The 24,843-nt window shown below is 71.4% G+C and carries 17 protein-coding genes and 1 tRNA gene; 10 read left to right on the top strand and 8 right to left on the bottom strand.

What is annotated here, in order from left to right; genetic code table 11:
* Positions 1 to 177 precede the first annotated feature (177 nt).
* From glmU to ACIP79_RS20405, 3 genes are all read right to left on the bottom strand, one after another.
* Positions 178 to 1,623 carry a bifunctional UDP-N-acetylglucosamine diphosphorylase/glucosamine-1-phosphate N-acetyltransferase GlmU gene (gene glmU, locus ACIP79_RS20415; protein ID WP_401225190.1) on the bottom strand — a complete coding sequence of 482 codons (1,446 nt, stop codon included), beginning with the start codon at positions 1,621 to 1,623 and terminating at the stop codon, positions 178 to 180.
* A gap of 118 nt (positions 1,624 to 1,741) precedes the next feature.
* Positions 1,742 to 1,812, bottom strand: a tRNA-Gln gene (locus ACIP79_RS20410).
* Positions 1,813 to 1,823: 11 nt separating this feature from the next.
* Positions 1,824 to 2,699 (bottom strand): hypothetical protein, encoded by an 876-nt coding sequence (locus ACIP79_RS20405; RefSeq protein WP_401225188.1) that lies wholly within the window; start codon positions 2,697 to 2,699, stop codon positions 1,824 to 1,826.
* 167 nt (positions 2,700 to 2,866) lie between these two features.
* Between ACIP79_RS20405 and ACIP79_RS20400 the strand changes: the two genes are divergently transcribed.
* Entirely contained in the window at positions 2,867 to 4,183 is a 1,317-nt protein-coding gene (locus tag ACIP79_RS20400; protein WP_401225186.1) for a sensor histidine kinase, read from the top strand.
* A 303-nt stretch (positions 4,184 to 4,486) separates the two neighbouring features.
* Here the strand turns inward: ACIP79_RS20400 and ACIP79_RS20395 are convergent, their stop codons facing one another.
* The gene (locus ACIP79_RS20395; RefSeq protein WP_383686157.1) at positions 4,487 to 4,981 is read right to left on the bottom strand and encodes an SUKH-3 domain-containing protein; all 495 of its coding nucleotides are present in this window, start codon (positions 4,979 to 4,981) and stop codon (positions 4,487 to 4,489) included.
* A gap of 97 nt (positions 4,982 to 5,078) precedes the next feature.
* Positions 5,079 to 5,594 (bottom strand): YwqJ-related putative deaminase, encoded by a 516-nt coding sequence (locus ACIP79_RS20390; RefSeq protein WP_401225184.1) that lies wholly within the window; start codon positions 5,592 to 5,594, stop codon positions 5,079 to 5,081.
* A 229-nt stretch (positions 5,595 to 5,823) separates the two neighbouring features.
* Here ACIP79_RS20390 and ACIP79_RS20385 point away from each other — a divergent pair, with 229 nt between their 5' ends.
* The 3 genes from ACIP79_RS20385 (at position 5,824) to ACIP79_RS20375 (ending at position 10,620) form a co-directional block, all read left to right on the top strand.
* Positions 5,824 to 6,837: an SMI1/KNR4 family protein gene (locus ACIP79_RS20385; RefSeq protein WP_401225182.1), complete on the top strand. Its 1,014-nt coding sequence runs from the start codon at positions 5,824 to 5,826 to the stop codon at positions 6,835 to 6,837.
* A gap of 7 nt (positions 6,838 to 6,844) precedes the next feature.
* Complete coding sequence (locus ACIP79_RS20380) at positions 6,845 to 9,448, top strand: SUKH-4 family immunity protein (protein WP_401225180.1); 2,604 nt, start codon at positions 6,845 to 6,847, stop codon at positions 9,446 to 9,448.
* Between the two features lie 284 nt (positions 9,449 to 9,732).
* Entirely contained in the window at positions 9,733 to 10,620 is an 888-nt protein-coding gene (locus ACIP79_RS20375) for a cellulose-binding protein (protein ID WP_401225178.1), read from the top strand.
* Between the two features lie 19 nt (positions 10,621 to 10,639).
* Here ACIP79_RS20375 and ACIP79_RS20370 read toward each other — a convergent pair whose 3' ends face one another.
* The 3 genes from ACIP79_RS20370 to ACIP79_RS20360 form a co-directional block, all read right to left on the bottom strand.
* Positions 10,640 to 12,280 (bottom strand): cation acetate symporter, encoded by a 1,641-nt coding sequence (locus tag ACIP79_RS20370; protein ID WP_401225175.1) that lies wholly within the window; start codon positions 12,278 to 12,280, stop codon positions 10,640 to 10,642.
* Complete coding sequence (locus tag ACIP79_RS20365; RefSeq protein WP_401225173.1) at positions 12,277 to 12,582, bottom strand: DUF485 domain-containing protein; 306 nt, start codon at positions 12,580 to 12,582, stop codon at positions 12,277 to 12,279. The genes ACIP79_RS20370 and ACIP79_RS20365 overlap by 4 nt, the downstream gene beginning before the upstream one ends.
* A 336-nt stretch (positions 12,583 to 12,918) precedes the next feature.
* Positions 12,919 to 14,430, bottom strand: coding sequence for an MFS transporter (locus ACIP79_RS20360; RefSeq protein WP_401225170.1), 1,512 nt, complete (start codon positions 14,428 to 14,430; stop codon positions 12,919 to 12,921).
* Between the two features lie 447 nt (positions 14,431 to 14,877).
* On the opposite strand from ACIP79_RS20360, the gene ACIP79_RS20355 reads away from it, so the two are divergent.
* From ACIP79_RS20355 to ACIP79_RS20330, 6 genes are all read left to right on the top strand, one after another.
* Positions 14,878 to 15,666, top strand: a complete 789-nt coding sequence (locus ACIP79_RS20355; RefSeq protein WP_401225167.1) for an ABC transporter ATP-binding protein — start codon at positions 14,878 to 14,880, stop codon at positions 15,664 to 15,666.
* On the top strand, positions 15,663 to 18,242 hold the full coding sequence (locus ACIP79_RS20350; protein WP_401225164.1) for an ABC transporter permease: 2,580 nt from the start codon (positions 15,663 to 15,665) through the stop codon (positions 18,240 to 18,242). Before ACIP79_RS20355 ends, ACIP79_RS20350 begins: the two co-directional genes overlap by 4 nt.
* A gap of 416 nt (positions 18,243 to 18,658) precedes the next feature.
* Positions 18,659 to 22,189, top strand: a complete 3,531-nt coding sequence (gene mfd, locus ACIP79_RS20345; RefSeq protein ID WP_401225162.1) for a transcription-repair coupling factor — start codon at positions 18,659 to 18,661, stop codon at positions 22,187 to 22,189.
* Between the two features lie 140 nt (positions 22,190 to 22,329).
* Positions 22,330 to 23,064: an HNH endonuclease family protein gene (locus tag ACIP79_RS20340; RefSeq protein ID WP_401225161.1), complete on the top strand. Its 735-nt coding sequence runs from the start codon at positions 22,330 to 22,332 to the stop codon at positions 23,062 to 23,064.
* A 141-nt stretch (positions 23,065 to 23,205) separates the two neighbouring features.
* Positions 23,206 to 24,033, top strand: coding sequence for an N-acetyltransferase (locus tag ACIP79_RS20335; protein WP_401225159.1), 828 nt, complete (start codon positions 23,206 to 23,208; stop codon positions 24,031 to 24,033).
* Between the two features lie 188 nt (positions 24,034 to 24,221).
* Positions 24,222 to 24,830: a hypothetical protein gene (locus tag ACIP79_RS20330; RefSeq protein WP_401225158.1), complete on the top strand. Its 609-nt coding sequence runs from the start codon at positions 24,222 to 24,224 to the stop codon at positions 24,828 to 24,830.
* Positions 24,831 to 24,843: the final 13 nt, after the last annotated feature.

Genomic DNA, 24,843 nt, shown 5'->3' with positions numbered 1-24,843 from the left:
ACTGTCTCCTCAGAGGTGTCTCAGCAGGGTGCGAGAGGACCTCTCGGCCGCGGGCGGGCTCACACGAGTCAGCCGCGTGCGAGCTTGCCTTGAGAGGCACTTGCGAGAGGTCTTCCCAGCTGGGGGTGCGGGTGTGCGTTTATCACGGTACGCCGTGTCGGACGCACCGGTTTCCGGTCAGCCTTCGCCCTCCGGCTCCCGGGAAGCGGTCTCCGCGGCCTTCGCGGCGGCGCTTCCCGGCCGCTTGCGCGCCACCCAACCCTCGATATTCCGCTGCTGGCCCCGGGCCACGGCCAGCGAACCGGGCGGTACGTCCTTGGTGATCACCGAGCCCGCCGCGGTGTAGGCGCCGTCCCCGATAGTGACAGGAGCCACAAACATGTTGTCCGATCCTGTACGGCAGTGCGAGCCCACCGTGGTGTGGTGCTTGTCCTGCCCGTCGTAGTTCACGAACACGCTGGCGGCACCGATGTTCGAGTAGTCGCCGATCGTCGCGTCGCCCACGTACGACAGGTGCGGGACCTTCGTGCCCTCGCCGATCGTCGCGTTCTTCGTCTCGACGTACGTGCCGACCTTCGCCTTGAGACCGATGCGGGTCCCGGGGCGGAGATACGCGAACGGACCGACGTTCGCCTGCGGGCCGACCTCGGCGCCGTCGGCCACGGTGTTGTCGACCCGGGCCCCGGCGCCCACCGTCGTGTCCTTGAGTCGCGAGTTGGGGCCGACCTCCGCGCCCTGGGCGAGGTGCGTGGCGCCCTGGAGCTGCGTGCCCGGGTGCACGATCGCGTCCCGCTCGAAGGTGACGGTGGCGTCGACCCAGGTGGAGGCCGGGTCGACGACCGTGACGCCGGCGAGCATGGCCTCGGTCAGCAGCCGGTCGTTCAGGGTGCGGCGGGCCTCGGCGAGCTGGACGCGGTTGTTGATGCCGGCGATCTCGCGGTGGTCGCCCGCGACGGAGGCGCCGACGCGGTGGCCGGCCTCGCGCAGGATGCCGAGGACGTCCGTCAGGTACTCCTCACCCTGGCTGTTGTCCGTACGCACCTTTCCGAGGGCGTCCGCGAGGAGCTGCCCGTCGAAGGCGAAGACGCCCGAGTTGATCTCACGGATCGCGCGCTGGGACGCGTCGGCGTCCTTGTGCTCGACGATCGCGGTGACCGCGCCGCCGGCGTCTCGCACGATGCGGCCGTAGCCGGTCGCGTCCGGGACCTCGGCGGTCAGTACGGTGACCGCGTTGCCGTCCGTGGTGTGGGTCGCGGCGAGGTCGCGCAGCGTCTCGCCGGTGAGCAGCGGGGTGTCGCCGCACACGACGACGACGGTGCCGTCGACGACGCCGCCCAGCTCCTCCAGGCCCATGCGCACCGCGTGACCGGTGCCGTTCTGCTCCGCCTGTACCGCGGTGCGTACGCCGGGGTCGGTCGCGCCCAGGTGCGCGGTGACCTGCTCACGGGCGTGGCCCACCACGACGACCAGGTTCTGCGGGTCCAACTCGCGTGCGGCGGCGAGTACATGACCGACGAGGGAGCGGCCGCAGATGTCGTGCAGGACCTTGGGTGTGGCCGACTTCATACGGGTGCCCTCACCCGCTGCGAGGACGACGACGGCTGCCGGGCGGTTGGCGCTCACGGGTATGCCCTTCGGCTACGGATGGCTGGGGTGTGGACATCCGCAGGATACCGGGGGGTTTCAGGGGGGACATGAGAGCGGGCCCTGACTTGGCTGTCAGGGCCCGCTCTTCGAAGGGCTCCCGGGGAAGGAATCGAACCCTCATTCAATGGACCAAAACCATTTGTCCTGCCATTAGACGACCCGGGATTGCTTGCGCGCTATGTCCGATTCTCCGAATCGGTGTCGCGTGCGGACAACACTATGCCGTACCACCAGCCTTCGACGCGACGGTACAAGTCGGCTCCGCCGAGCACGTCCACACGGAGACATCCGCGGTAGCCCTCGTCGGTGTTCATGCGGTTCGTGCTCGGGCTGTGCTTCTTGAGCGTGGTCTTGAGGAGACCGGCCGCCTCGATGCCCACATGGTGTGCCCAGAACTCCTCGGCGGCTTTCACGTCGGCGCTCTCGTGGATCTGCACCGAGAACCTGTGCCGCGACTGCTCGACCTTCAGTAGGCGCAGCCAGGACAGAAAGACCGTGATCATGTTCGGATCACTGTTCACGAAGGTGATCCGCTCCTGGCGGCGGTACGGCTTGTTCTTGGATCCCTCGGCCCAGTAGAGGCCCACACCCACCAGGAAGAGCTCGCGCTCGGTCATGACACCGACCTCTTCGGTCGCGCGGCGCCGGGTCTGCCGGCGCTCCTCCTCCCTCCTCTGCATCGTGGCCTCCCAGCCGCGCTTGGCGATCGCCGAGGCCTCCTCAGGGGTGCGCTTCTCCCGTTCGGGCTTCGGCAGATCCCGTACCCACAGCGAGATCGAACCTTTGGAGCACCCCAGCTCCACCTGGATCCGGTCGTACGTCCAGCCCTTCAGCCGTAGCTCACGGGCGCGTGCGCGGAGGTCGTCCTTCGCGTTCGGGCGCTTGGTCCAGGCCGGGGGCGGCTCGCCTTCCAGGAGGCGGTTGAGGATGTCGTTGTTGTCGACGTGGAGCCGATCGCGGATCTGGCGGCGGCTGAGTCCGGCCCGTCGCAGAGCCAGTGCCCGCTCCCGCAGCCCCTCGAAGTCCGCGTACTTGCTGTGTGCGTTTGCCATGGGCATACCGTCCGGGCGGAATGTGGGCCTCCGGTGTCGAACGGTGATCGATTCAGCAGTTCGAGGGATATCGGGTGGTTTCGCTTCTGTTTGATTGAGGGGTGTGGTGTAGGCCAGTAGGCGAAACTCACCGGAAAAGGGGCGGGGGGCGACCGTAGGCTGGAGGCATGACCACGACGGGGGAAGAGCACACCGCGGCCGGGACCGGGCCGTGGTGGTGGGTCAGGTGGCGCAGCGCGGTGCTCGACGCGAGCCTCGCGGGGGTGTCGGCGGCCGAGTGCGGCATCGAGGGGATCCGGTTCGCGCACGACGCGGGGTTGCCGGTTCCGGTCGGGGTCGGGTTCGGGCTGCTCGCCGGGCTGACGTTGCTGTTGCGGCGGAAGTGGCCGATCGCCGTCGTCCTGGTGTCGATCGCCATCACGCCCGCGCAGATGGGCTTCCTGATGGGGCTCGTCGGGCTGTACACCCTGGCCGCGTCCGAGCTGCCCCGGCGGATCACCGGGGCGCTGGCGGGGATGTCCTTCGCGGGCATGCTCATCGTCACGTTCGTGCGGGCGCACCAGGGGGTGGTGCGCGGGGACGTGGCGATGGGGGACTGGTTCGTCCCCTTCATCTCCCTGACGACCGCCCTGGGGATGACCGCGCCGCCCGTACTGCTCGGGCTGTACGTCGGGGCGCGGCGCCGGCTGATGGAGAGCCTGCGGGAGCGGGCGGACTCGCTGGAGCGGGAGTTGCAGTTGCTCGCGGAGCGGGCGGAGGAGCGGGCGCAGTGGGCGCGTAACGAGGAGCGGACGCGGATCGCGCGCGAGATGCACGACGTGGTGGCTCACCGGGTGAGCCTGATGGTCGTGCACGCGGCGGCGCTCCAGGCGGTCGCACGGAAGGATCCCGAGAAGGCGGTCAAGAACGCGGCGCTCGTGGGGGACATGGGGCGTCAGGCGCTGACCGAGCTGCGGGAGATGCTGGGGGTGCTGCGTACGGGGGGACTGGACGCGCGGGTTCAGCCGGTGCCGCTGGCCGCGGTGGCCGTCGCGGCGGCGGCTGCCGCGGCGGCGTCGCGGGTCGCCGGGGATTCCGTGGACGGGCCGTCGTTGGCCGAGCTCGACGAGCTGGTGGGGCAGTCCGCGGCGGCCGGGATGGTGGTGGATCTGTCCGTCGAAGGGGACTCGCCGGGGTATGCGGCGGAGGTCGAGCAGACCGCGTTCCGGGTGGTGCAGGAGGCGCTGACGAACGTGCACAAGCATGCGGCCGGGGCGAAGACGTATGTGCGGTTGGCGCATCGGGTGTCGGAGATCGCGATGCAGGTGGAGAACGAGTGTCCGCCGGAGGTGGGGGTGGATTCGTCCGTGCGGTTGCCCAGTGGGGGGAATGGGTTGGTGGGGATGAAGGAGCGGGTCAGTGCGTTGGGGGGTGTTTTTGTGTCGGGGCCCACGGATGGTGGGGGGTTTCGGGTGTCCGCGGTGATTCCGGCGGGGGGTGGGTGACGGCGGGGGTGGTGGGTGGGTGACGCCGGGTGGGTGGGTCGGGGCCGGGGGCCGGTACATCCGCCCGTCGCCGCCGGATCAGACGCCGGTTGAGTGGGGACGGGTCCGGTGACGCGGGCGTACGCGACGGGCATGTGATGTACCGGCCCCGGCCCCTTCCGTCGGTGGGCGGCTCCCGGTGAGATTTTTCAGCCCGTCCGGCGTTTGAGGACGAGCGCGTCAGCGCGTTGCGGGGGTCTGGGGGCGGAGCCCCCAGGTACGGGATGGGTAGGGGCGGCGGGGGCGAGGAAAGGGTGGCGGGGGCTAGTTCGTTGTGAGGCGGATGGGGTCGATGCCGGCGAGGAGGGTGTGGAGGGCGGTGTCGATGTCGGGGCCGAGGAACCAGTCGCCGGTGTGGTCGAGGGCGTAGACGCGGCCCTCGGCGTCGATGGCGAGGAGGGCGCGGTTGCCGGACTCCTCGCCGAGGGGGCAGACCTCGGTGTCGAGGGCGCGGCCGAGGTCGCCGAGGGTGCGGGCGAGGTGGAGCCCGTGGAGGGGGTCGAAGTGCAGCGCGGCCGGGGCGATCTGCCGCCCGGGTCCGGGCGAGGTGACGTGCAGGCCGCCGAACTCGGCCCACGCCTCGACGGCCGCAGGAAACACCGCATGCTGATGCCCGGCCGGCGACTCGTGCCCGCGCAGCGCGTCGGCCCAGTACTCGGCCTGCTTTATGTCCCAGCGCCCGGGCTGCCAGCCCGCGTTGCGCAGGGCGGCGTCCACGGGTACGGGGAAGCGTGTGGTGGAGGTGCGGTCGGCGTGCATGTGTTCTTCGTCCGTCGAGTGTCGGGTGGGCGCGGGTCGTCCGTCCGTCGTGCGGGCGGCTGTCATCGCCGTTGTACGTACGCGGGGGTGGGGGAGTTCAGGCGTCCGGCGCCGTCGGGTCGACGATGCGTACGCCGAAGTGGTCGCTGAGCGCCGTGCAGGCACGGCAGGGCTCGGCGAAGCTGCCGTGCAGCGGGTCGCCGTCCTCGCGGATGCGGCGGGCGGTGAGCTTGGCGTGCTTGAGGGCCTTGCGGGCCTCGCCGTTGGTGATCGGCTTGCGTCCGGCGCGCTTGCTGCGGGCGTTGTCGACGGCGGCGATGTGCCGGGAGATGAGGATCGCCTCGGCGCAGCGGCCGGTGAAACGGTCGCGTTGCACATTGGTGAGGGTGTCGAGGAAGTCCTGTACCAGCGGGTGAAGAGTGGGTGGCTGGTCGCCTCGTGCCGCGGTGCCGGTGAGAGTCTCGCCGCGTACGGAGAGGGCGGCGGCGACGGTGGGGAGTATGCCGTCGCGCCGGTGCAGGAGGGCGGGGACGGCTTGCGTGTCGGCGCTGCTCCAGCCGACTCTGGGGTCCCCGGAGGTGTCCGGCTGTGGCCCTGTGTGCGTGGCGCTCATGATCGTTTTTTCCTCCCGTGCATCCCCCGGTGCGGACACAGACTGCCAAACGGCGCGGCGGGTGGGGAAGCTGGGGCGGTGCGACACGCCCGGTCTTCGTCGCACCGTCACGGCGAGGTGACGGCAGGTCACGGAACCGGAGGCCCGGTGACCGAGGTCCTTCAACCGCATAGGCTGTCGACATCCGCGATCCATACCGCTATTGACAACGCCGCAGGGGGCAACCGCCATGACGACAGGTCGGCTCGGGCAGCAAGCCGCGCCGCCGAACGCGGCCTACGCCGGGCAGGTCGTACATTTCCCGGATCCGGTCCGGGCGGCCCGCCACCCCAGGGGTGTGCGGATCGACGAGTACGGCTATCCCGACTTCTCGGCGTACGCGCGTGCCGCCGCGGAGATCGCCGAGCCCCCGGAGGGGTTCGGGGTGGACGAGTTGCGCCTTACGGACTACGTGTCCGCGAACGCCGCGCTCGCCGCCACCGGTCATGACCTGTGGGACACGATCCCCGCGGTGGCGACTCCGCACGGCTGGACCTGGCACCACGTGCCGGGGACCCGGCGCCTCGAACTCGTCCCCGTCGATGTGAAGGCGTTGCTGCGGCATCACGGCGGGCTCGCGACCGCGCCGGTGGATCACGAGAAGCGGGGCACGCGTCCGTTGCAGGAGACGTGGCCGGCGCACTTCGGGCTGCCGAAGTCGTCGGTCGCGGTGACCGAGCAGCAGGTGCAGGGGGTCGAGGAGGAACTCGGCTACCGGCTGCCGGGTGCCTACCGGTCGTTCCTGAAGGCGGCGGGCGGCTGTGCGCCGGTGGGTGCCGCGCTGGACGCCGAGTTGGGGCTCCTGGTGGACCAGCCGTTCTTCACGGTGCGTGACGAGGCGACCCTCAACGACCTCGTCTACATCAACAAGTGCCTGCGTGACCATCTGACCAAGGACTACCTCTGCGTCGCTTTCGTTCAGGGCGGTCTGCTCGCCGTGAAGGTGAAGGGCGAGGGGATCGGGTCGGTCTGGTTCTGTGCGTACGACGATGTCCGCGACCGGGACGCCTGGCCGCCCGCGGAGCGGGTGCGGCGGCTGCTGCTGCCCTGTGGTGACGACTTCGACCAGTTCCTGTCCCGGCTCGCGGGCAATCCGCCGGAGTTGGAGACGGTGGCGAACCTGATGGTGGACGGCGGCTTCGCGAGCTCCGTTCCTGTCTCCGTGGCGGCTTCCGCGGCTTCCGCGTCTTCGGTGGGGGAGTGAGCGTTCGATGGTGACCTTCGCGCAGGCGCAGGAGCGTGCCGAACAGTGGATCAACGGGGACGTGGTCGCGTACCAGCACCGTGAGGTGCGGGTACGGGAGTTCGAGCTCGGGTTCGTGGTGTGGGCCGAGGACCGTCCTGACGGTCCGCGTTCCGACGGGGGCGCGCAGCGGCTCGTCATCGCCCGGGACAGCGGGGAGGCCACGTTGTGGCCCTCGCTGCCGGTGGGCGAGGTGATCCGCCGGTACGAGGAGCAGTACGGGGTGTCGGACGCGGCTCCGGAAGAGGCGCCCGCCCCTGTGGCCCGGGTCGATCTGAACCAGACGTCCTTCCTGTTGAGTCCTCCCGAGTGGTTGCAGGACGCCGCGGACAAGCTGGGCATCCAGGACCGGCGGTCCTCGGCGACGGGCGCGCCGTCCGACGGGGCCGGGTCCCGTCCGGCCGCGGCCGCGGCTCCGGGCGCGTCCTCCGGTGGCGGCGGTACGGCGTGGCCACCGGCCGGCGGCAGCCAGGGTTCGGGTGCGCCCGGTGTGCCCGTCGACGCGACTCCGTGGGCGGGGACCGACACCAACGCCGACGCCGGTGAGGACCGTTCCGTACCGCTGCCGGCGACCGTGTTCGCGCCGCCGCTGACCGACGCCGACCGCCCCGGCACTCCGCCGCCGCACGCCAAGACCGCCCTGATGTCCGGGGGCAGCCAGCTTCCGCGTACGGCGACGGCGCCGGCGGTCGAGGACCCCGCCGCGTCGCAGGGCACGCCTCCTCCGCGACCGTCCTCGTACGGCTATCCGCAGGGTCCCCCCGGCGGTCCCCAGGGCACGCCTCCTCCGGGACCGCCTTCGTACGGCTACCCGCAGGGGCCGGGCCCGGTGGCCAGTACGCCGCCGCCCGCCGCTTCCGCTCCGGGTGCGCCCGCCTACGGGTTCCCGCGGGGGCCGGGTGGAGCGCCGGGTACGCCGCCGCCGGGTGTGCCGCCGGTTGCGGGTACCCCGGGTGTGCCCGGTACGCCGCCGCCCGTCGCGCCGCCGCGGGCCGACGCCGGTGACATCGCCGAGGCCGCGACCAGCAAGGCGCAGCCGCCGAAGGGCGCGCGGGGTCCGGCGAGCCCTCCGCCTCCGCCGAGTGCGCCGGGTGTGCCCGGCTCGCGTCCGGGAAGTCCGCCTCCGCCGCCAGGGCCCGGTGCTCCAGGTGCCCCAGGTGCTCCCGCCGGTGGGTACGTACCGACACGGCTCGTCCCGCAGCTCGGGCCGGACGGGCCCGGTGGGGCCGGCAACCCCGGTGGTCCCGGTGTCTCTGAGGGTGTTCATCACGCCGCGACGATGCTGTCCGGTCCGCCGGTCGGTGGTCCTGGCGCGCCCCAGCCGCCGGGTGCTCCGGGTGTCCCGGGTGCGCCCAAGCCGCCGGGCGCCCCCGGCGCCCCCGGTGCGTCGCAGCCTCCCGGTGGCACGCCCCCCGGCGGCGTTCACCACGCCGCGACCATGCTTTCCGGTCCGCCGGTGGGAGGTCCCGGTGCGCCGCCGCGTCCGCAGGCTCCCGGCATGGTCCCGGGCGCGCCCCAGCCCCTGCCGGGCCAGTACCCCGGGAGCCCGGGTCAACAGCCTCCGGCGCCCACGGCGTACGGCTATCCGCAGACGGGTCAGCCGACGGTCGGACCTGGCTACCAGGCCGTGCTGCGTTATCGCGCGCAGGACGGTTCCGAGCAGCAGCTGATCCGGCGTTCCGCGCCGGGTACGCCGCACCCGGAGTGGCAGATGCTGCACGAGCTGCGGGCGATGAACGTGCCGCCGCAGCAGGTGCTGGAGCTGCACACGGAGTTGGAGTCCTGTGAGCTGCCGGGCGCGTACTGCGCGCGGATGATCAGGGAGACCTGGCCGCAGGCACGGATCACGAGTATCGCCCCTTACGGCACGGATCACGCGAGCCGTCAGCAGGGGATGAGTCAACTCCTCGCGCACCAGGGGGAGTTGCACCAGGTGGCGGACGGTCCCGCGCGGCTCGCGCCGGTGCGGGCGCCGATTCCGCCGGTGCAGCCCGCGCCGCCGGTACCGCCGGAGGCGATCGGGCAGGAGCTGGCGGCGGCCTTCGGGCCGGGGGTGTTCCGGTTCGACCAGGTGGCGGTCTCGCGGCAGGGTGTGCCGAACATCGTGGCGCACACGCTCGTGGTGGCCGGGCTGCCCGTCGACATGGGCCCGTTCTTCTGGGCGCAGGCGCAGCCGGGCCGTCCGGTGCCGACGCTGGCGGAGCTGGCGGCGGAGCGCGGGGTGCAGCCGTCCTCGGACGCGGGCTCCTACCTCGTGATGGGCAGTGACTTCGGCAAGGCGATCTGTGTCCAGTACGGCACGGCGAACATCGTGGCCGTACCGGTGGAGGCGGGTCCGGGCGGTGCTCCGGTGCCGCCGCAGTTCGTGAACACCGGGCTGCCCGAGTTCGCGCGCTGCCTGGCCCTGCTCGGCCGGATGTGGCGGCTGCGCTTCGGGCTGAACCAGGAGCAGGCGGGCCGCTGGACCGTCGACTTCCAGGCCCAGCTCGCCTCCCTGGACCCGGCGGCCCTCGGGTCGCCGGAGAGCTGGTGGTCGGTGCTGCTGGAAGAGATGTGGGACGGCCTGCTGTAGGGCCGGCACAGCACGTACGAAGGAGGCGCTCGACCCGCGTGACGGGTCGGGCGCCTCTCTCGTGCGGCCCCGGGCAGGCCGCCCGGGACGACGGAGGCGGACCCCGTGGTCGAGAGCCCCGACCGCACCTGACGCGCCCTCGGCCGAGCCGATGGGCGGAGTGTCGCGTTATGAACACTTCCGTCTGATCCATCAAGATGTCCGCGAAATCGTCATTCGAAATGTCGGCTTTCTGATGGTTCGGCGTCGTCATTTCGTGAGTGCCCGCGGAGAGGGGTTCAAGGATGAGCAGCGCAGCGCTGCCGCCGCACGGCTTCACGGCCGTACGGGGGCGTGGTTACCGTCCCGAGCAGGTCGACGCGTACGCCGAGGGGCTCTCCCGGGACCGCGACGCCGCGTGGGAACGGGCGGCCCGGCTGACCGTGCTGGCCAAGGAGATGGACGCGGAGGCGGAGCGGCTGCGGGAGGTCGTCGCGGGGCTCGCTCCCCAGACGTACGAGTCGCTCGGGGAGGGGGCCGGGCGGCTCTTCGCGCTGGGCGTGGAGGAGGCCGCGGCGGTACGGGACAACGCGCGCCGGGACGCCCGGCGGATGGTGGAAGAGGCCGAGGCGGCGGGCGGGCGGCTGCGGGAGGCCGCGGCGGAGTACGCCGACGAGGTGCGCGGCGAGGCCGAGGAACGCGCCCGGCAGCGGATTCTCGCCGCCCGCGCCGAGGCCGACGAGACGCGGATCTCCGCCCGGCGCGCGATCAAGGCGGCCCGCGGTGAGGCGCTGGCCGCGCTGCGGGAGGTGCGGCGGCGCACCGAGGGACTGCTCACCGAGCAGGAGAAGGAGCACGCCGCGCGCTGGGAGGAGGCGGACCGTGCGGCGGCCGACCGGGAGGCGGCGCTCGACGCGCACCACGAGCGGCAGGTCGAGCGCGCCGAGGCCGCGGTGGTCGAGGCCCGGCGGGCCCTCGCCGAGATGGAGGAGTCGGTGCGGCACGGGCAGGAGGACGCGGAGGCGCGGGCCGCCGAGGTGCTGGCGGAGGGCAGGGCGCGGGAGGACCGGATCGCCCGGGAGACCGAGCGGGTGCTGCGCGAGCACGGGGAGCGGTGGGACGACGTACGGGCCCACATGGACCACGTGCGGTCGAGTCTCACCGCTCTGACGGGGCGGGCCCCGGCGGAGTAGCCGCGGCGGGCACCCGCCCTCACTCGCCTCTGGTGCGGTCCGCTCCCGCCAGGATCCAGCTCTCCACCGCCTCGTACTGCTTGCGCTGCTCCTCCGCCTTCCTTCTCCCGGAAACCACCGTCCCGAGCCATCCGTAGGCGAAGCCGAGGGGGATCGACACGAGGCCCGTCGTGGTGAAGGGGAACCAGTTGAAGTCGGCGTCCGGGAAGGCGGCGGCGGGGGAGCCGGAGACGAGGTTGGTGCCGGGCATCAGGACGAGGACGGTGAGGGTGCCGCCGATGAGGGTGGCGAGGAGGCCGGTGCGGGTGTAGCGGCGCCAGAACAGGGTGTAGACCAGTGCGGGGGCGAGGGCGGAGGCGCCCAGGCACAGGGACAGGGTGATCAGGGGCTGGAGGCTGCGGTGCTGGACGAGGGTGGCCAGCAGGATCGCGACGGCGCCGACCGCGAGGGCGGAGACGCGGGCCAGCAGCATCTCGCGGCGCGGGGAGAGCTCGTCGGTGTGGCGGCGGCTGCCGCGGAACACCCTGGCGTGGGCGAACAGGTCGTGGGCCAGGGAGTTGGCGCAGGCCAGGATCATGCCGGCCACCGAGGCGAGCAGGGTCAGGAAGAGCGCCGTGGTCACGGTGGTGAAGAGCAGGGTCTCGGCCGTCGAGACGTCGGGGCCGAACGCGGCGCGTGAGCCCAGCAGATAGGCGGTGTTGCCCTGCGGGTCGGCGTCGGCGATCGTGGCGCGGCCGATCAGGGCGGTGGCGCCGAGGCCGATGACCGTGATGACGAGGACGAACAGCGCGACGCAGAGCACCGCCCAGGACATCGAGCGGCGTACCTGCCGGGCGCTCCTCGCGGTGTACATGCGCATGGTGACGTGGGGCAGGCAGGCGCCGCCGAGGACCACCGTGAGTTGTGAACTGATCATGTCCAGGCGGGGGTTGGCGCCGCCGGAGAACTGGAGCCCGGACTGGAGGAACGCCTGGCCCGACCCGCTGCCCCGCGCCGCCGCGTCCAGGAACGCCCCCGGGTTCCAGTCGAAGCGGTGCAGGACGAGCAGGGCGACGACCACGCCCGAGCCGAGCAGCATCACGATCTTCAGGATCTGTATGAGGGCGGTGCCCTTCATGCCGCCGATGGCCGCGTAGCTGATCATCAGGGCGCCGAGCCCGATGACACAGCCCGTTTTCACCGAGTCGCCGGAGAAGCCGAGGATGAAGGCCAACAGGTCGCCGGAGCCCGCCAGTTGGACCAGCATCAGCGGCAGCAGCGCGATCACGGTGGTGGCGCACGCGGTGATGCGCACGGCGCGTCCCGGCATCCGCCGGGCGAGCGCGTCCCCCATGGTGAACCGGCCCGCGTTGCGCAGCGGTTCGGCCAGCAGGAACATCAGCAGCACGAGGGACAGGGCGGTGCTCAGCGCGAGGACGACACCGTCGTAGCCGGTCAGCGCGATGATGCCGCCGGTGGCCAGGACCGTCGCCGCGGAGATGTAGTCCCCGGCGATGGCGAGGCCGTTGCGCATCGGCAACAGTGAGCGGTACCCCGTGTAGAACTCGTCGAGGTCGTCACGGTCGGGCCCCGTCAGCACGCACAGCAGCAGGGTGACCGTCGCCACCGCCGTGAACGCCACCAGCGACATCGTCTGCGCCGAGCTGCTGAACCCGGTCACCGTGCCGCCTCCCGCCTGGCGTTCAGCTCGGTCTGTATACGGATCCGGTCCGCCATCGGGTCGACACTCCGGCTCGCCGTGTACTCGTACAGCCCGATCGCCAGGCACATCACCGGGACCTGGAGCAGGCCGAGCAGCAGTCCGGTGGAGACTCCGCCGGTCAGCTCCCTCGTCATCAGGCCCGGCGCGAACGCGGACAGCAGGAGGAAGAGGAGGAAGTAGCCGAGGGCGGTGAGCGTCGCCACCCGGCGCAGTCTGCGGTACGCCGTTCGCAGGAGGCGGATGTCGCTGTGCCGGCCCATCGCCCGGTGGCGGGGCAGTCGCCGTCTCGCGGGTTCCGGGAGCGGCTGCTGCCAGGGATAGGTCAGGGGGGAGGGCGCGCGATCGGGGTGGGGCCTCTGGTGCCGATGAGGGCGCGGGTGCGGCGGTTGGGGCTCCGGGGGCGGGTGTGGGGACGAGGACGCGTCGGACATCCCTTTTCTCCTTGCGTGACTCGGGTCCGGGGCGGACCGCAGGGAGCTGGGGGGTGCGGGCGACGCACGCTACCCGCAGGTGGGCGGGTGTGTCGCGCTTTCGGCGAACTGGACGGCCGGTGGTGATCGGGTACCGGCGGAGGCCGCGTGGACGGGCCGGCGGCCTCAGTCCTCCGCGGTCTTGATCACCGGGAATCGTCGTGGCGCGATCAACAGCAGCACCAGGAAGGCGATCCCGGCCGCGCAGGCCGCGCCGAAGTAGACGGAGTGAACCGCCGCGGCGACCGCGCGGCGCAACTCCTCGGAGGCGCCGCCCGGTTCGTCCAGCGCGCGGGTCACCGCGTCCAGGTCGCCCGCGCCGCCGAGCCGCGCGGCCAGCACGCCGTTGGCGACGGCGCCGAACAGGGCGGCGCCCAGGGTCTGGCCGGTCTGGCGGCAGAAGAGGACGGACGCGGTGGTGGTGCCGCGCTCGGCCCAGCCGACCGTCGACTGGACGCCGATGAGCAGGGGGAGTTGGAAGAGGCCCAGGGCGCCGCCGAGCAGCAGCATGAGGAGAGCCGGCTGCCAGGGCTCGCCCGGGTAGGGGAGGAAGGGGAAGGCCAGCAGGATCACCGTCGCCGTGCCGATGCCGATCATCGCGGTGTTGCGGAAACCGATGCGGCGGTACACGTGCTGGCTGAGCGCGGCCGACAGCGGCCAGCTCAACGTCCATACGGAGAGCACGAATCCGGCGGCGATCGGGCCCAGGCCCAGCACCGCCTGGGCGTAGGTGGGCAGGAAGACCGTCGGCGCGACCATGAGCAGTCCGAGCGCACCGCAGGCCAGGTTCACCGCGGCGATGGTGCGCCGCCGCCACACCCAGCCGGGGATGATCGGCTCGGCGGCCCGCCGTTCGATGACCACGACGGCCACGATCAGCACGACTCCCGTACCGAGCAGGGCCGTTGAGGGCGGGGACAGCCAGCCCCAGGCGACGCCGCCCTGCACCAGCGCGGTCAGCAGGACGCCGCCGCAGGCGAAGACGGCGAGCGCGCCCGCCCAGTCGACGCGGGGTCGGGGGACCGGTTCGCGCCGGGGCTCGTGCAGATGGCGGACGATCAGCCACAGGGCGACCGCGCCGATCGGCAGGTTGATGAGGAAGATCCACCGCCAGTCGGCGTACGCCGCGAGGACACCGCCGAGCGCGGGGCCCGCGACCGCCGAAGTCGCCCACACCGTGGACAATTTGGCCTGGATCTTCGGGCGTTCCTTGAGCGGGTAGAGATCGGCGGCGAGTGTCTGGACCGTGCCCTGGAGGGCGCCGCCGCCCAGCCCCTGCACGACGCGGAAGGCGATGAGCGCGGCCATGTTCCAGGCGGTGGCGCAGAGCAGTGAGCCCACCATGAAGAGGACGGAGCCGGCGATCAGCACCGGCTTGCGGCCGAAGGTGTCGGAGAGCTTGCCGTAGACGGGGAGCATCACGGTCACGGCCAGCAGATAGCCCGAGAACAGCCAGGAGAAGACCGAGAAACCGCCCAGGTCGCCGACGATCTGCGGCACGGCCGTCGACACGATGGTGGCGTCGAGCGCCGCCAGCGCCATGGACAGCATCAGCGCGGCGACGACGGCGCCTCGCTTGTCCGTGCCGGCGGCGGGGCCCTGAGCGGCGTCGGGTATGGCGGGTCGGGTACGGCCCACTGGATTCCTTCCCCCTGCAACTATCTGCCGGGGACACTCTGCCACTTGACCCTCACGTCGCGGCAGGGTGGACGCTGGAGCGGGCCGCGGGTGGAGACGACCCTGAGGAGCACTCCGCCCACGGGTGGACAGCCCCTAGGGGTATCTCCGCATCGGAGGCAGGGGCGGGGTCGTACCGACGGAGGACGAGATGGCGAAAGGCCGTCCTTAACCTGGCTTTATGCCGCTGAGAGCAGTGCGACGGCACGGCTCGGGGCGGCGGACCGGACCCACACGGGTGGCCGGCCGCACCTTCGGGGGTGGGGTTTTCCCCCGCACAAGACGGGTCCGGGCACCAGCGCGCCGGACCCCCTCCGGCCAGCAGACTCATCGACGTAACCAGTTGAAGCGAATCATCCACGCACCACCTGACGCGGGTCATCCGCTGACCGACTTAGGAGACATACCGTGACTTCGGCTGTAACCATTCCCAGGCACGGGGGCACTGGAGAGCGTACGGCCGTCGCCGCACGAGCGCGGCAGGTCGTGAAGGCGTACGGGTCCGGTGAGACCCGCGTCGTCGCCCTGGACCAGGTCGACGTGGACATCGCGCGGGGGCAGTTCACCGCGATCATGGGCCCCTCGGGGTCCGGCAAGTCCACGCTGATGCACTGCCTCGCCGGGCTCGACACCGTGTCGAGCGGACAGATCTTCCTCGACGAGACCGAGATCACCGGGCTCAAGGACAAGAAGCTCACACAGCTTCGCCGGGACCGGATCGGCTTCATCTTCCAGGCCTACAACCTGCTGCCCACGCTGAACGCGATCGAGAACATCACGCTCCCGATGGACATCGCCGACCGCAAGCCCGACAAGGGCTGGCTGGCCCAGGTCGTGGAGACCGTCGGTCTCAAGGACCGCCTCAAGCACCGGCCCAACCAGCTCTCCGGCGGACAGCAGCAGCGCGTCGCCGTCGCCAGGGCACTGGCCGCCCGGCCCGAGATCATCTTCGGTGACGAACCGACCGGAAACCTGGACTCCCGCGCGGGCGCCGAGGTCCTGGGCTTCCTGCGGCGCAGCGTCGACGAGCTCGGCCAGACCATCGTGATCGTCACGCACGACCCGGTGGCCGCCTCGTACTCGGACCGCGTGCTGTATCTCGCGGACGGCCGGATCGTCGACGAGATGTACCAGCCGACCGCCGACCAGGTCCTGGACCGCATGAAGGACTTCGACGCCCGGGGACGTACGTCATGACTGTCATGAAGACCTCCAGGCGCAACTTCTTCGCGCACAAGGGGCGGATGGCCCTGTCGGCCGTGGCCGTCATGCTGTCGGTGGCGTTCGTGTGCGGCACGCTCGTCTTCACCGACACGATGAACACGACGTTCGACAAGCTGTTCGCGGCGACCTCCTCCGACGTGACCGTCAGCGCCAAGGACGCCTCGGACAGCGGCGAGACCCAGTCCGAGAACGGCAAGCCGCCGGTCGTCCCGGCCTCCGTGCTCGGCGAGGTCCAGAAGTCCCAAGGCGTGAAGTCGGCCGAGGGCACCGTCTTCTCGACCTCGGTGACCGTCGTCGACGCCGACAAGGACAACCTGTCGCCCACCAGCGGCGCCCCGACCATCGTCGGCAGCTGGAACAGCAACGAAGCCCGCACCATGAAGATCAGCTCCGGTGCGGCTCCCCAGGGCGCCGACCAGGTCATGGTCGACGCCGACACCGCCGACAAGCACCACCTCGCGCTGGGCGACGAGATCGGCGTCATCAGCGCCGTCGGCACCCACCACGCGAAGATCTCCGGCATCGCCGACTTCACCGTCACCAACCCCGGTGCCGCGATCTTCTACCTGGACACCGAAACCGCACAGCAGGCCCTGGTCGGCGAGTCCGGCGTCTACACCAACATCAACGTCACCGCCGCGGCCGGCGTCACCGACGACCAGCTGAAGCGGAACGTGGTGGCCGAACTCGGCGGCGGCTACCAGGTGCAGACCGCCAAGGAGGTCTCCGACGCCAACGCCAAGGACATCGGCGGCTTCCTGGACGTGATGAAGTACGCGATGCTCGGCTTCGCCGGAATCGCCTTCCTCGTCGGCATCTTCCTCATCATCAACACCTTCTCGATGCTGGTCGCCCAGCGCACCCGCGAGATCGGCCTGATGCGCGCCATCGGCTCCTCCCGCCGGCAGGTCAACCTCTCGGTGCTCGTCGAGGCGCTGCTGCTGGGCTTCTTCGGCTCGGTGCTCGGGGTCGGCGCAGGTGTCGGCATCGCCGTCGGGCTGATGAAGCTCATGGGCCTGGCGGGCATGCACCTCTCGACGGCCGACCTGACCGTCGCCTGGACGACACCGGTCATCGGACTGGCGCTCGGCGTGCTGGTCACGGTGTTCGCGGCGTACGTGCCGGCAAGGCGTGCCGGCAAGGTCTCGCCGATGGCCGCGCTGCGCGACGCCGGAACACCGGCCGACGGCAAGGCCGGACTCGTTCGCGGTCTGATCGGTTTGCTCCTCACCGGCGCCGGAACCGCCTCGCTCTACGCGGCGGCCACCGCCGACAAGGCGACCGAGGGCTCCCTCGTCCTTGGCCTCGGCGTGGTGCTGACCCTCATCGGGTTCGTCATCATCGGCCCGCTGCTCGCCGGAGTGGTGGTCCGGGCGCTCAGTGTGGTGGTGCTGCGGGCCTTCGGACCGGTCGGGCGGATGGCCGAGCGCAACGCGCTGCGCAACCCGCGCCGCACCGGCGCCACCGGAGCGGCCCTGATGATCGGCCTCGCGCTGGTCGCCTGCCTCTCCGTCGTCGGCTCCTCGATGGTGGCCTCCGCCACCGACCAGCTCGACAAGACCGTCGGCACGGACTTCATCATCCAGTCCGACAGCGGCCAGCTCGTCACCCCGCAGGCCGTGCGGGCCGTCAAGGACACCGAGGGCCTCACCCGGGTCACCGAGTACAGGCTGGCCGACGCCGACTTCACCACCCCCGACGGCAAGACCGTCAAGGACACCGCGATCACGGCGGCCGACCCGACGTACGCCCAGGACCTGGAGACCAAGACCGTCCAGGGCGACCTCGCCGACGCGTACAAGCCTGGCTCGATGTCCGTCCACGAGGAGTTCGCCAAGGACCACGGCATCACCCTCGGGTCCAAGATCGGGGTCGACTTCAAAGACGGCTCCGAGGCACGGCTGACGGTCCGGGCGATCACCAGCAGCGACGTCGTCATCGACGCGGGCGCGATGTACACGTCGATCGACACCCTCGCCAAGTACGTCCCGGCCGACAAGATGCCGCTCGACTCGCTGGTCTTCGCCTCCGCGAAGGACGGCCAGGAGGCCGCCGCCTACAAGTCGCTGAAGTCGGCGCTGCACGACTACCCGCAGTACAGCGTCCGCGACCAGACCGACTACAAGGACGCGCTCAAGGACCAGATCGGCCAGCTCCTCAACATGATCTACGGCCTGCTCGCCCTGGCGATCATCGTCGCGGTCCTGGGGGTCGTGAACACCCTGGCGCTGTCGGTGGTCGAGCGGACCCGTGAGATCGGCCTCATGCGGGCCGTGGGCCTCTCCCGCCGGCAGCTGCGCCGCATGATCCGGCTGGAGTCGGTGGTCATCGCTCTCTTCGGTGCTCTGCTGGGCCTCGGTCTGGGCATGGGCTGGGGTGCGACCGCGCAGAAGCTGCTGGCCCTGGAGGGTCTGAAGGTTCTGGAGATCCCCTGGCCGACGATCATCGCCGTCTTCGTCGGCTCCGCGTTCGTGGGTCTGGTCGCCGCGTTGATCCCGGCCTTCCGGGCCGGGCGGATGAACGTTCTGAACGCGATCGCCACCGAGTAGCCACCGTGTACGGGGGTCACGGGGGAACGGGGGGTACGGGGGAACGGGGAACGGGCCCGGTGGCCGGAGGGGATGCCCTCCGGCCACCGGGCCCGAGCGCGTGGCCTGGGGGCGGGCGTGTTTCTCGCCCCCTCCGCCCCTACCCGTCCCCTTCTCTCGGGGGCTCCGCCCCCGGACCCCCGAGCCTCAAGCGCCGGAGGGGCTGTCCCGGGCTCCGCCCCGGGCCCCCGCTCCTCAAACGCCGGAGGGGCTGTCCCGGGCTCCGCCCCCGGGCCCCCGCTCCTCAAACGCCGGAGGGGCTGTCTCGGGCTGATCCCACCCCGCGGTGAGCGCGGCGTCGACGTACGCTGGAGGACCCCGGCCCGGAACACGTGTCGGGCCCTTCGCGTTGCCCCCTCCCGGGATGGAAGCCCTTCATGAGCCTGCACGGTCTGCTCGACGCCGTCGTCAAGGACGCCGCACTCAAGGAAGCGGTGCGGGCGGCCGCCGACGGCAACCGGATGCACATCGACCTGGTCGGCCCGCCCGCCGCCCGCCCCTTCGCGGTGGCGGCGCTGGCCCGCGAGGCCGGCCGTACGGTGCTGGCGGTGACCGCGACGGGCCGCGAGGCCGAGGACCTGGCCGCCGCGCTGCGCTCCCTCCTCCCCTCCGAGGGGATCGTGGAGTACCCCGCCTGGGAGACGCTCCCGCACGAGCGGCTCTCGCCGCGCTCGGACACGGTGGGCCGCCGCCTCGCCGTGCTGCGCCGGCTGGCGCACCCGCGCCCCGACGACCCGGAGACCGGCCCGGTCTCGGTCGTCGTCGCCCCCATCCGTTCCGTACTCCAGCCGCAGGTCAAGGGCCTGGGTGACCTGGAGCCCGTCGCCCTGCGCACCGGCCAGAGCGCCGACCTGGGGGAGGTCGTCGAAGCGCTCGCGGCAGCCGCGTACTCCCGCGTCGAGCTCGTCGAGAGACGCGGCGAGTTCGCGGTCCGCGGCGGCATCCTCGACGTCTTCCCGCCCACCGAGGAGCACCCCCTTCGGGTGGAGTTCTGGGGTGACGACGTCGAGGAGATCCGCTACTTCAAGGTCGCCGACCAGCGCTCCCTGGAGGTCGCCGAGCACGGGCTGTGGGCCGCGCCCTGCCGGGAACTGCTGCTCACCGACGACGTACGGGAGCGGGCGGCGCGGCTGGCCGAGGAGCACCCCGAGCTCGGCGAACTGCTCGGCAAGATCGCCGAGGGCATCGCCGTCGAAGGCATGGAATCGCTGGCTCCGGTCCTGGTGGACGAGATGGAGCTGCTGATCGACGTACTGCCCGAGGGCTCGATGACGCTGGTGTGCGACCCGGAGCGGGTGCGGACGCGGGCCTCCGACCTGGTGGCGACGTCGCAGGAGTTCCTCCAGGCGTCCTGGGCGGCGACCGCGGGCGGCGGTGAGGCACCCATCGACGTCGACGCGGCCTCCCTGTGGTCCATCGCGGACGTACGGGACCGGGCGCGCGAGCTGGACATGATGTGGTGGTCCGTCTCGCCCTTCGCCGCCGACGACGAGCTCGACGCGGACACCCTCAAGCTCGGCATGCACGCCCCCGAGACCTACCGGGGCGACACCGCCAGGGCGCTGGCCGACACCAAGGGCTGGCTGGCCGACGGCTGGCGCACGGTGTTCGTCACGGAGGCGCACGGCCCGGCCGCCCGTACCGTCGAGGTGCTCGGCGGCGAGGGCATCGCGGCCCGCCTCGACACGGATGTCGCGGACATCAGCCCCTCGGTCGTGCACGTCTCCTGCGGCTCGATCGACTACGGCTTCATCGACCCGGCGCTCAAGCTCGCCGTCCTGACGGAGACCGACCTCTCCGGCCAGAAGGCGGCAGGCAAGGACGGCGCCCGGATGCCGGCCCGCCGCCGCAAGACGATCGACCCGCTGACCCTGGAGACCGGCGACTACATCGTGCACGAGCAGCACGGCGTGGGCCGCTACGTCGAGATGGTGCAGCGGACCGTCCAGGGCGCGACCCGCGAGTACCTGGTCGTCGAGTACGCCCCCGCCAAGCGCGGCCAGCCGGGCGACCGCCTCTACATCCCCACCGACCAGCTCGAACAGATCACCAAGTACGTCGGAGGGGAGTCCCCGACCCTGCACCGGCTCGGCGGCGCCGACTGGACCAAGACCAAGGCGCGGGCGAAGAAGGCGGTCAAGGAGATCGCCGCGGACCTCATCAAGCTGTACTCGGCCCGCATGGCGGCCCCCGGGCACGCGTTCGGCCCCGACACCCCCTGGCAGCGCGAGCTGGAGGACGCCTTCCCGTACGCGGAGACCCCCGACCAGCTCACCACCATCGCCGAGGTCAAGGACGACATGGAGAAGACGGTCCCGATGGACCGGCTGGTCTGCGGCGACGTCGGCTACGGCAAGACCGAGATCGCGGTGCGCGCCGCCTTCAAGGCCGTACAGGACGGCAAGCAGGTCGCGGTGCTCGTCCCCACCACCCTGCTGGTGCAGCAGCACTTCGGGACCTTCTCCGAGCGCTACTCCCAGTTCCCGGTCAACGTAAGGGCGTTGTCCCGCTTCCAGACCGACACGGAGGCGAAGGCCGTCCTGGAGGGACTGCGCGACGGCTCCGTCGACCTCGTCATCGGCACCCACCGGCTGTTCTCCTCGGAGACCAGGTTCAAGGATCTGGGCCTGGTCATCGTCGACGAGGAACAGCGCTTCGGCGTCGAGCACAAGGAGCAGCTGAAGAAGCTCCGCGCGAACGTCGACGTCCTGACGATGTCAGCCACCCCGATCCCCCGCACCCTGGAAATGGCCGTGACGGGCATCCGCGAGATGTCCACGATCACGACCCCGCCGGAGGAGCGGCACCCCGTCCTGACCTTCGTCGGCCCGTACGAGGAGAAGCAGATCGGCGCCGCGATCCGCCGCGAACTGCTGCGCGAGGGCCAGGTCTTCTACATCCACAACCGGGTGGAGTCCATCGACCGGGCGGCGGCCAGGCTGCGGGAGATCGTCCCGGAGGCGCGCATCGCGACGGCCCACGGCCAGATGTCCGAACAGGCCCTGGAACAGGTGGTCGTCGACTTCTGGGAGAACAAGTTCGACGTGCTCGTCTCCACCACGATCGTCGAGTCGGGCATCGACATCTCCAACGCGAACACCCTGATCGTGGAGCGCGGCGACAACTTCGGCCTCTCCCAGCTGCACCAGTTGCGCGGCCGGGTCGGCCGTGGCCGCGAGCGGGGCTACGCGTACTTCCTGTACCCGCCGGAGAAGCCCCTCACCGAGACCGCCCACGAGCGGCTCGCGACCATCGCCCAGCACACCGAGATGGGCGCGGGCATGTACGTCGCCATGAAGGACCTGGAGATCCGCGGCGCGGGAAACCTCCTGGGCGGCGAGCAGTCGGGCCACATCGCGGGCGTCGGCTTCGACCTGTACGTACGGATGGTCGGCGAGGCGGTGGCGGACTACCGGGCCTCGCTGGACGGCGGCGTGGAGGAGGAGCCGGCGCTGGAGGTCAAGATCGAGCTGCCGGTCGACGCGCACGTCCCGCACGAGTACGCGCCGGGTGAGCGGCTCCGTCTCCAGGCCTACCGCGCCATCGCCTCCGCCAACACGGAGGAGGACGTCAAGGCCGTACGGGAGGAACTCGTCGACCGCTACGGCAAGTTGCCGGAGCCGGTGGAGAACCTGCTGCTGGTGGCCGGTCTGCGGATGCTCGCGCGCGCCTGCGGAGTCGGCGAGGTCGTCCTCCAGGGCAACAACATCCGGTTCGCGCCGGTGGAGTTGAGGGAGTCGCAGGAGCTGCGGCTGAAGCGGCTGTACCCCGGGACCGTCATCAAGCCGACCGCGCACCAGTTGCTGGTGCCGCGCCCCAAGACGGCGAAGGTCGGGGGAAAGCCGTTGGTGGGACGGGAGTTGCTGGGATGGACGGGGGAGTTCCTGGCCACGATCCTCGGGTCGTGAGCCGGGGCCCGGCCGCCGCGCGGACGGTGGCCGGGAGGGTTTGACCGGCCCGGCAGGGGAGAGAAGGACAGCGGCCCGGCGGGCGCCCTCACCGGGTGCGTCCGGCCGGACGAAGAGGACCGGAAAAGGGGAGGGGCGTCGTGGTGCGTCTGAGGGGTGGGGGTGTCGGGTCCGCGCTGGCGGTGTTCGTCGTCGGTGTCAGCCTCGGTGTCAGCGGCTGCAAGATCGAGGCCGACGAGGGTGCCGCGGGTCCGCAGGAGACGGCGGCGGGCGGTCCCGCCCTCACCGCGGTGGACTCACTGACCGTCAAGGGGCGCGCTCCCAAGTCGGGTTACGACAGGGAGAAGTTCGGCACCGCGTGGGCCGACACCGACTCCAACAGCTGCGACACCCGCGACGACATCCTCAAACGGGACCTGGACGACGTGAAGTTCAGCGACGGGGACTGCAAGGTGTCCTCCGGGGAGCTCAACCCGGACCACTACACCGGCAAGGACGTCACGTTCACCCGCGGTCGCAGCCTGGTCGACATCGACCATGTCGTCGCCCTCTCGGACGCCTGGCAGAAGGGCGCCAAGTACTGGGACGAGAGCAAGCGGATAGCTCTCGCCAACGACCCGCTCAACCTCCGCGCCGTCGACTCGAGCACCAACCGCAGCAAGGGCGACGGCGACACGGCGACCTGGCTGCCGCCCAACAAGGCCTACCGCTGCACGTATGTCGCCGCCCAGGTGGCCGTCAAGAAGAAGTACGAACTGTGGGTCACCAGCAGCGAGAAGGCCGCGATGAAGAAGGTGCTCGCGACCTGCCCCGACCAGAAGATCCCCTCCGGCGGCAACCCGACGGACGCACCGGCCCGCTTCCACGCGGACTGAGACTGAGGACGGGCGGGGGCGGGGGCGGCACCACCGGCGGGGGCCTGAGCCGGGTGCCTGACTCTGGTGCCTGAGGGGGGAGCCTCCCGTCGGGCGCCGGAACCGTATCCCTGTGCGCGACCGCCCTCTACCGTGACTCGCATGGAGCTGAAGGTGTCGAGTCTCGCCGAGCGCCCGCACATGCTCGCCCAGGTGATGGGGATGGCCGACACCTGGCCGGAGTTCATCCGCCACGACCCCGTCGGCAACGCGCACTACGGCCGGATCGCCACCGAACTCCCGGAGTACGTCCTCTTCGCCGAGGACGAGCGAGGAGAGGTGGTCGCACACGCGTACAGCGTGCCGTTCGCGCTCGACGAGGGCGAGGACGAGGGCGGCGACGACGGCCACGTCGGCCACGTCGGGCAGGACGGCTGCGGCGGCCCCGGTGGTCTCGGCGGCCACGGAGGGCACCGTCAACTGCCCGGGCGGGGCTGGGACGACGTGCTGGCCCGCGCCTTTGCCGACCGGCGCCACGGCACACCCCCGGACACGGTGAGCGCCATCTCGGTCGTGGTCGCCCCGGGGGCCCAGGGCGGCGGTCTGTCCGCCCGGATGCTCTCAGCGATGCGGGACAACGCCCTCGCGCACGGATTCGGCGAGGTCGTCGCCCCGGTCCGCCCCAGCGCCAAACACCTGGAACCCCGGACGCCGATGACGGAGTACGCCTTCCGCACCCGCCCCGACGGGCTGCCGCACGACCCGTGGCTGCGCGTCCACGTCCGGGCGGGCGGCGTCGTCGAGAAGGTGACGCCGGTGTCGATGACCGTCGCGGCCTCGCTGGAGGAGTGGCGCGGCTGGACGGGGCTGCCCTTCGACACCTGGGGACCGGTCGAGGTGCCCGGCGCGCTGGTGCCGGTGCACTGTGAACCGGAGCGGGGGTACGCCGTGTACGTCGAGCCCAACGTGTGGGTGCGGCACACACTTTGACGTCGGCGTGGTGGCCGGAGAGGTGGCCGACGGCCCGCCGGGCGAGGGCTCGCCCCGCTTCCGAGGAGCACGTGAAGTGATCGGCCCGGCAACGGTTCGGTACAACCCGGGACCGGTTGTCCTTGTCGGCCTATACGCTCGGACCTCGAACTCGTCAGTCCGTCCTCATCAGGTCATCGGGAGCAGTCATGTACGGCCACGGCGCGGCGCCGCCCTCCCGCAGTTCGGGCACCGTCATCTTCCTCCGTGTGCTGATCGCCTCCGCCGGATTCCTCACCTGCGGCCTGCTCACGTGCCTCCCGCTGTTCCGGGTCGCCGTGCTGCGCGGCAAGTGGTACGACTGGGTGCTCGGCTGGGTGAGCATCCCGGTCGCGATCATCGGCCTCGTCGTGATCGGCTCGCTGCCCGAGTCGGACCCCAGGACCGATCTCGCGCTCTCCGCCATCCTCCTGCTCGGCGCTTTCGGCTCCGTGCACTTCCTGGTCGCCGACATCCAGCACCACCGCGACCGGCAGCTCCCGTTCCCCGGGTACATACCCCAGCCGCCGCCCCGCACCGGTTACGGCTACCCGCAGGCCGCGTCCCCGTACGCCGCAACGCACCAGCAGACGCCGATACCGCAGACCCCGATGCCTCAGACGCCGACTCCGCAGACTCCCGTACCGCAGACCCCCGTTCCGCCCCCCGCGCCCCCGCAGCGTCCCGCGCCGGCCCGGATCGACCAGGTGCGCGCCGAGCTCGACGAACTCAGCGACTACCTGCGCAAGCGCGAGGGCAACGAAGGGGACAGCCGGTGAGCGTGGCGGCGAA

The sequence above is a fragment of the Streptomyces sp. NPDC088747 genome (genome assembly GCF_044751025.1).
Taxonomy (GTDB): domain Bacteria; phylum Actinomycetota; class Actinomycetes; order Streptomycetales; family Streptomycetaceae; genus Streptomyces.
This window is presented reverse-complemented; position numbering and strand designations above follow the sequence as displayed.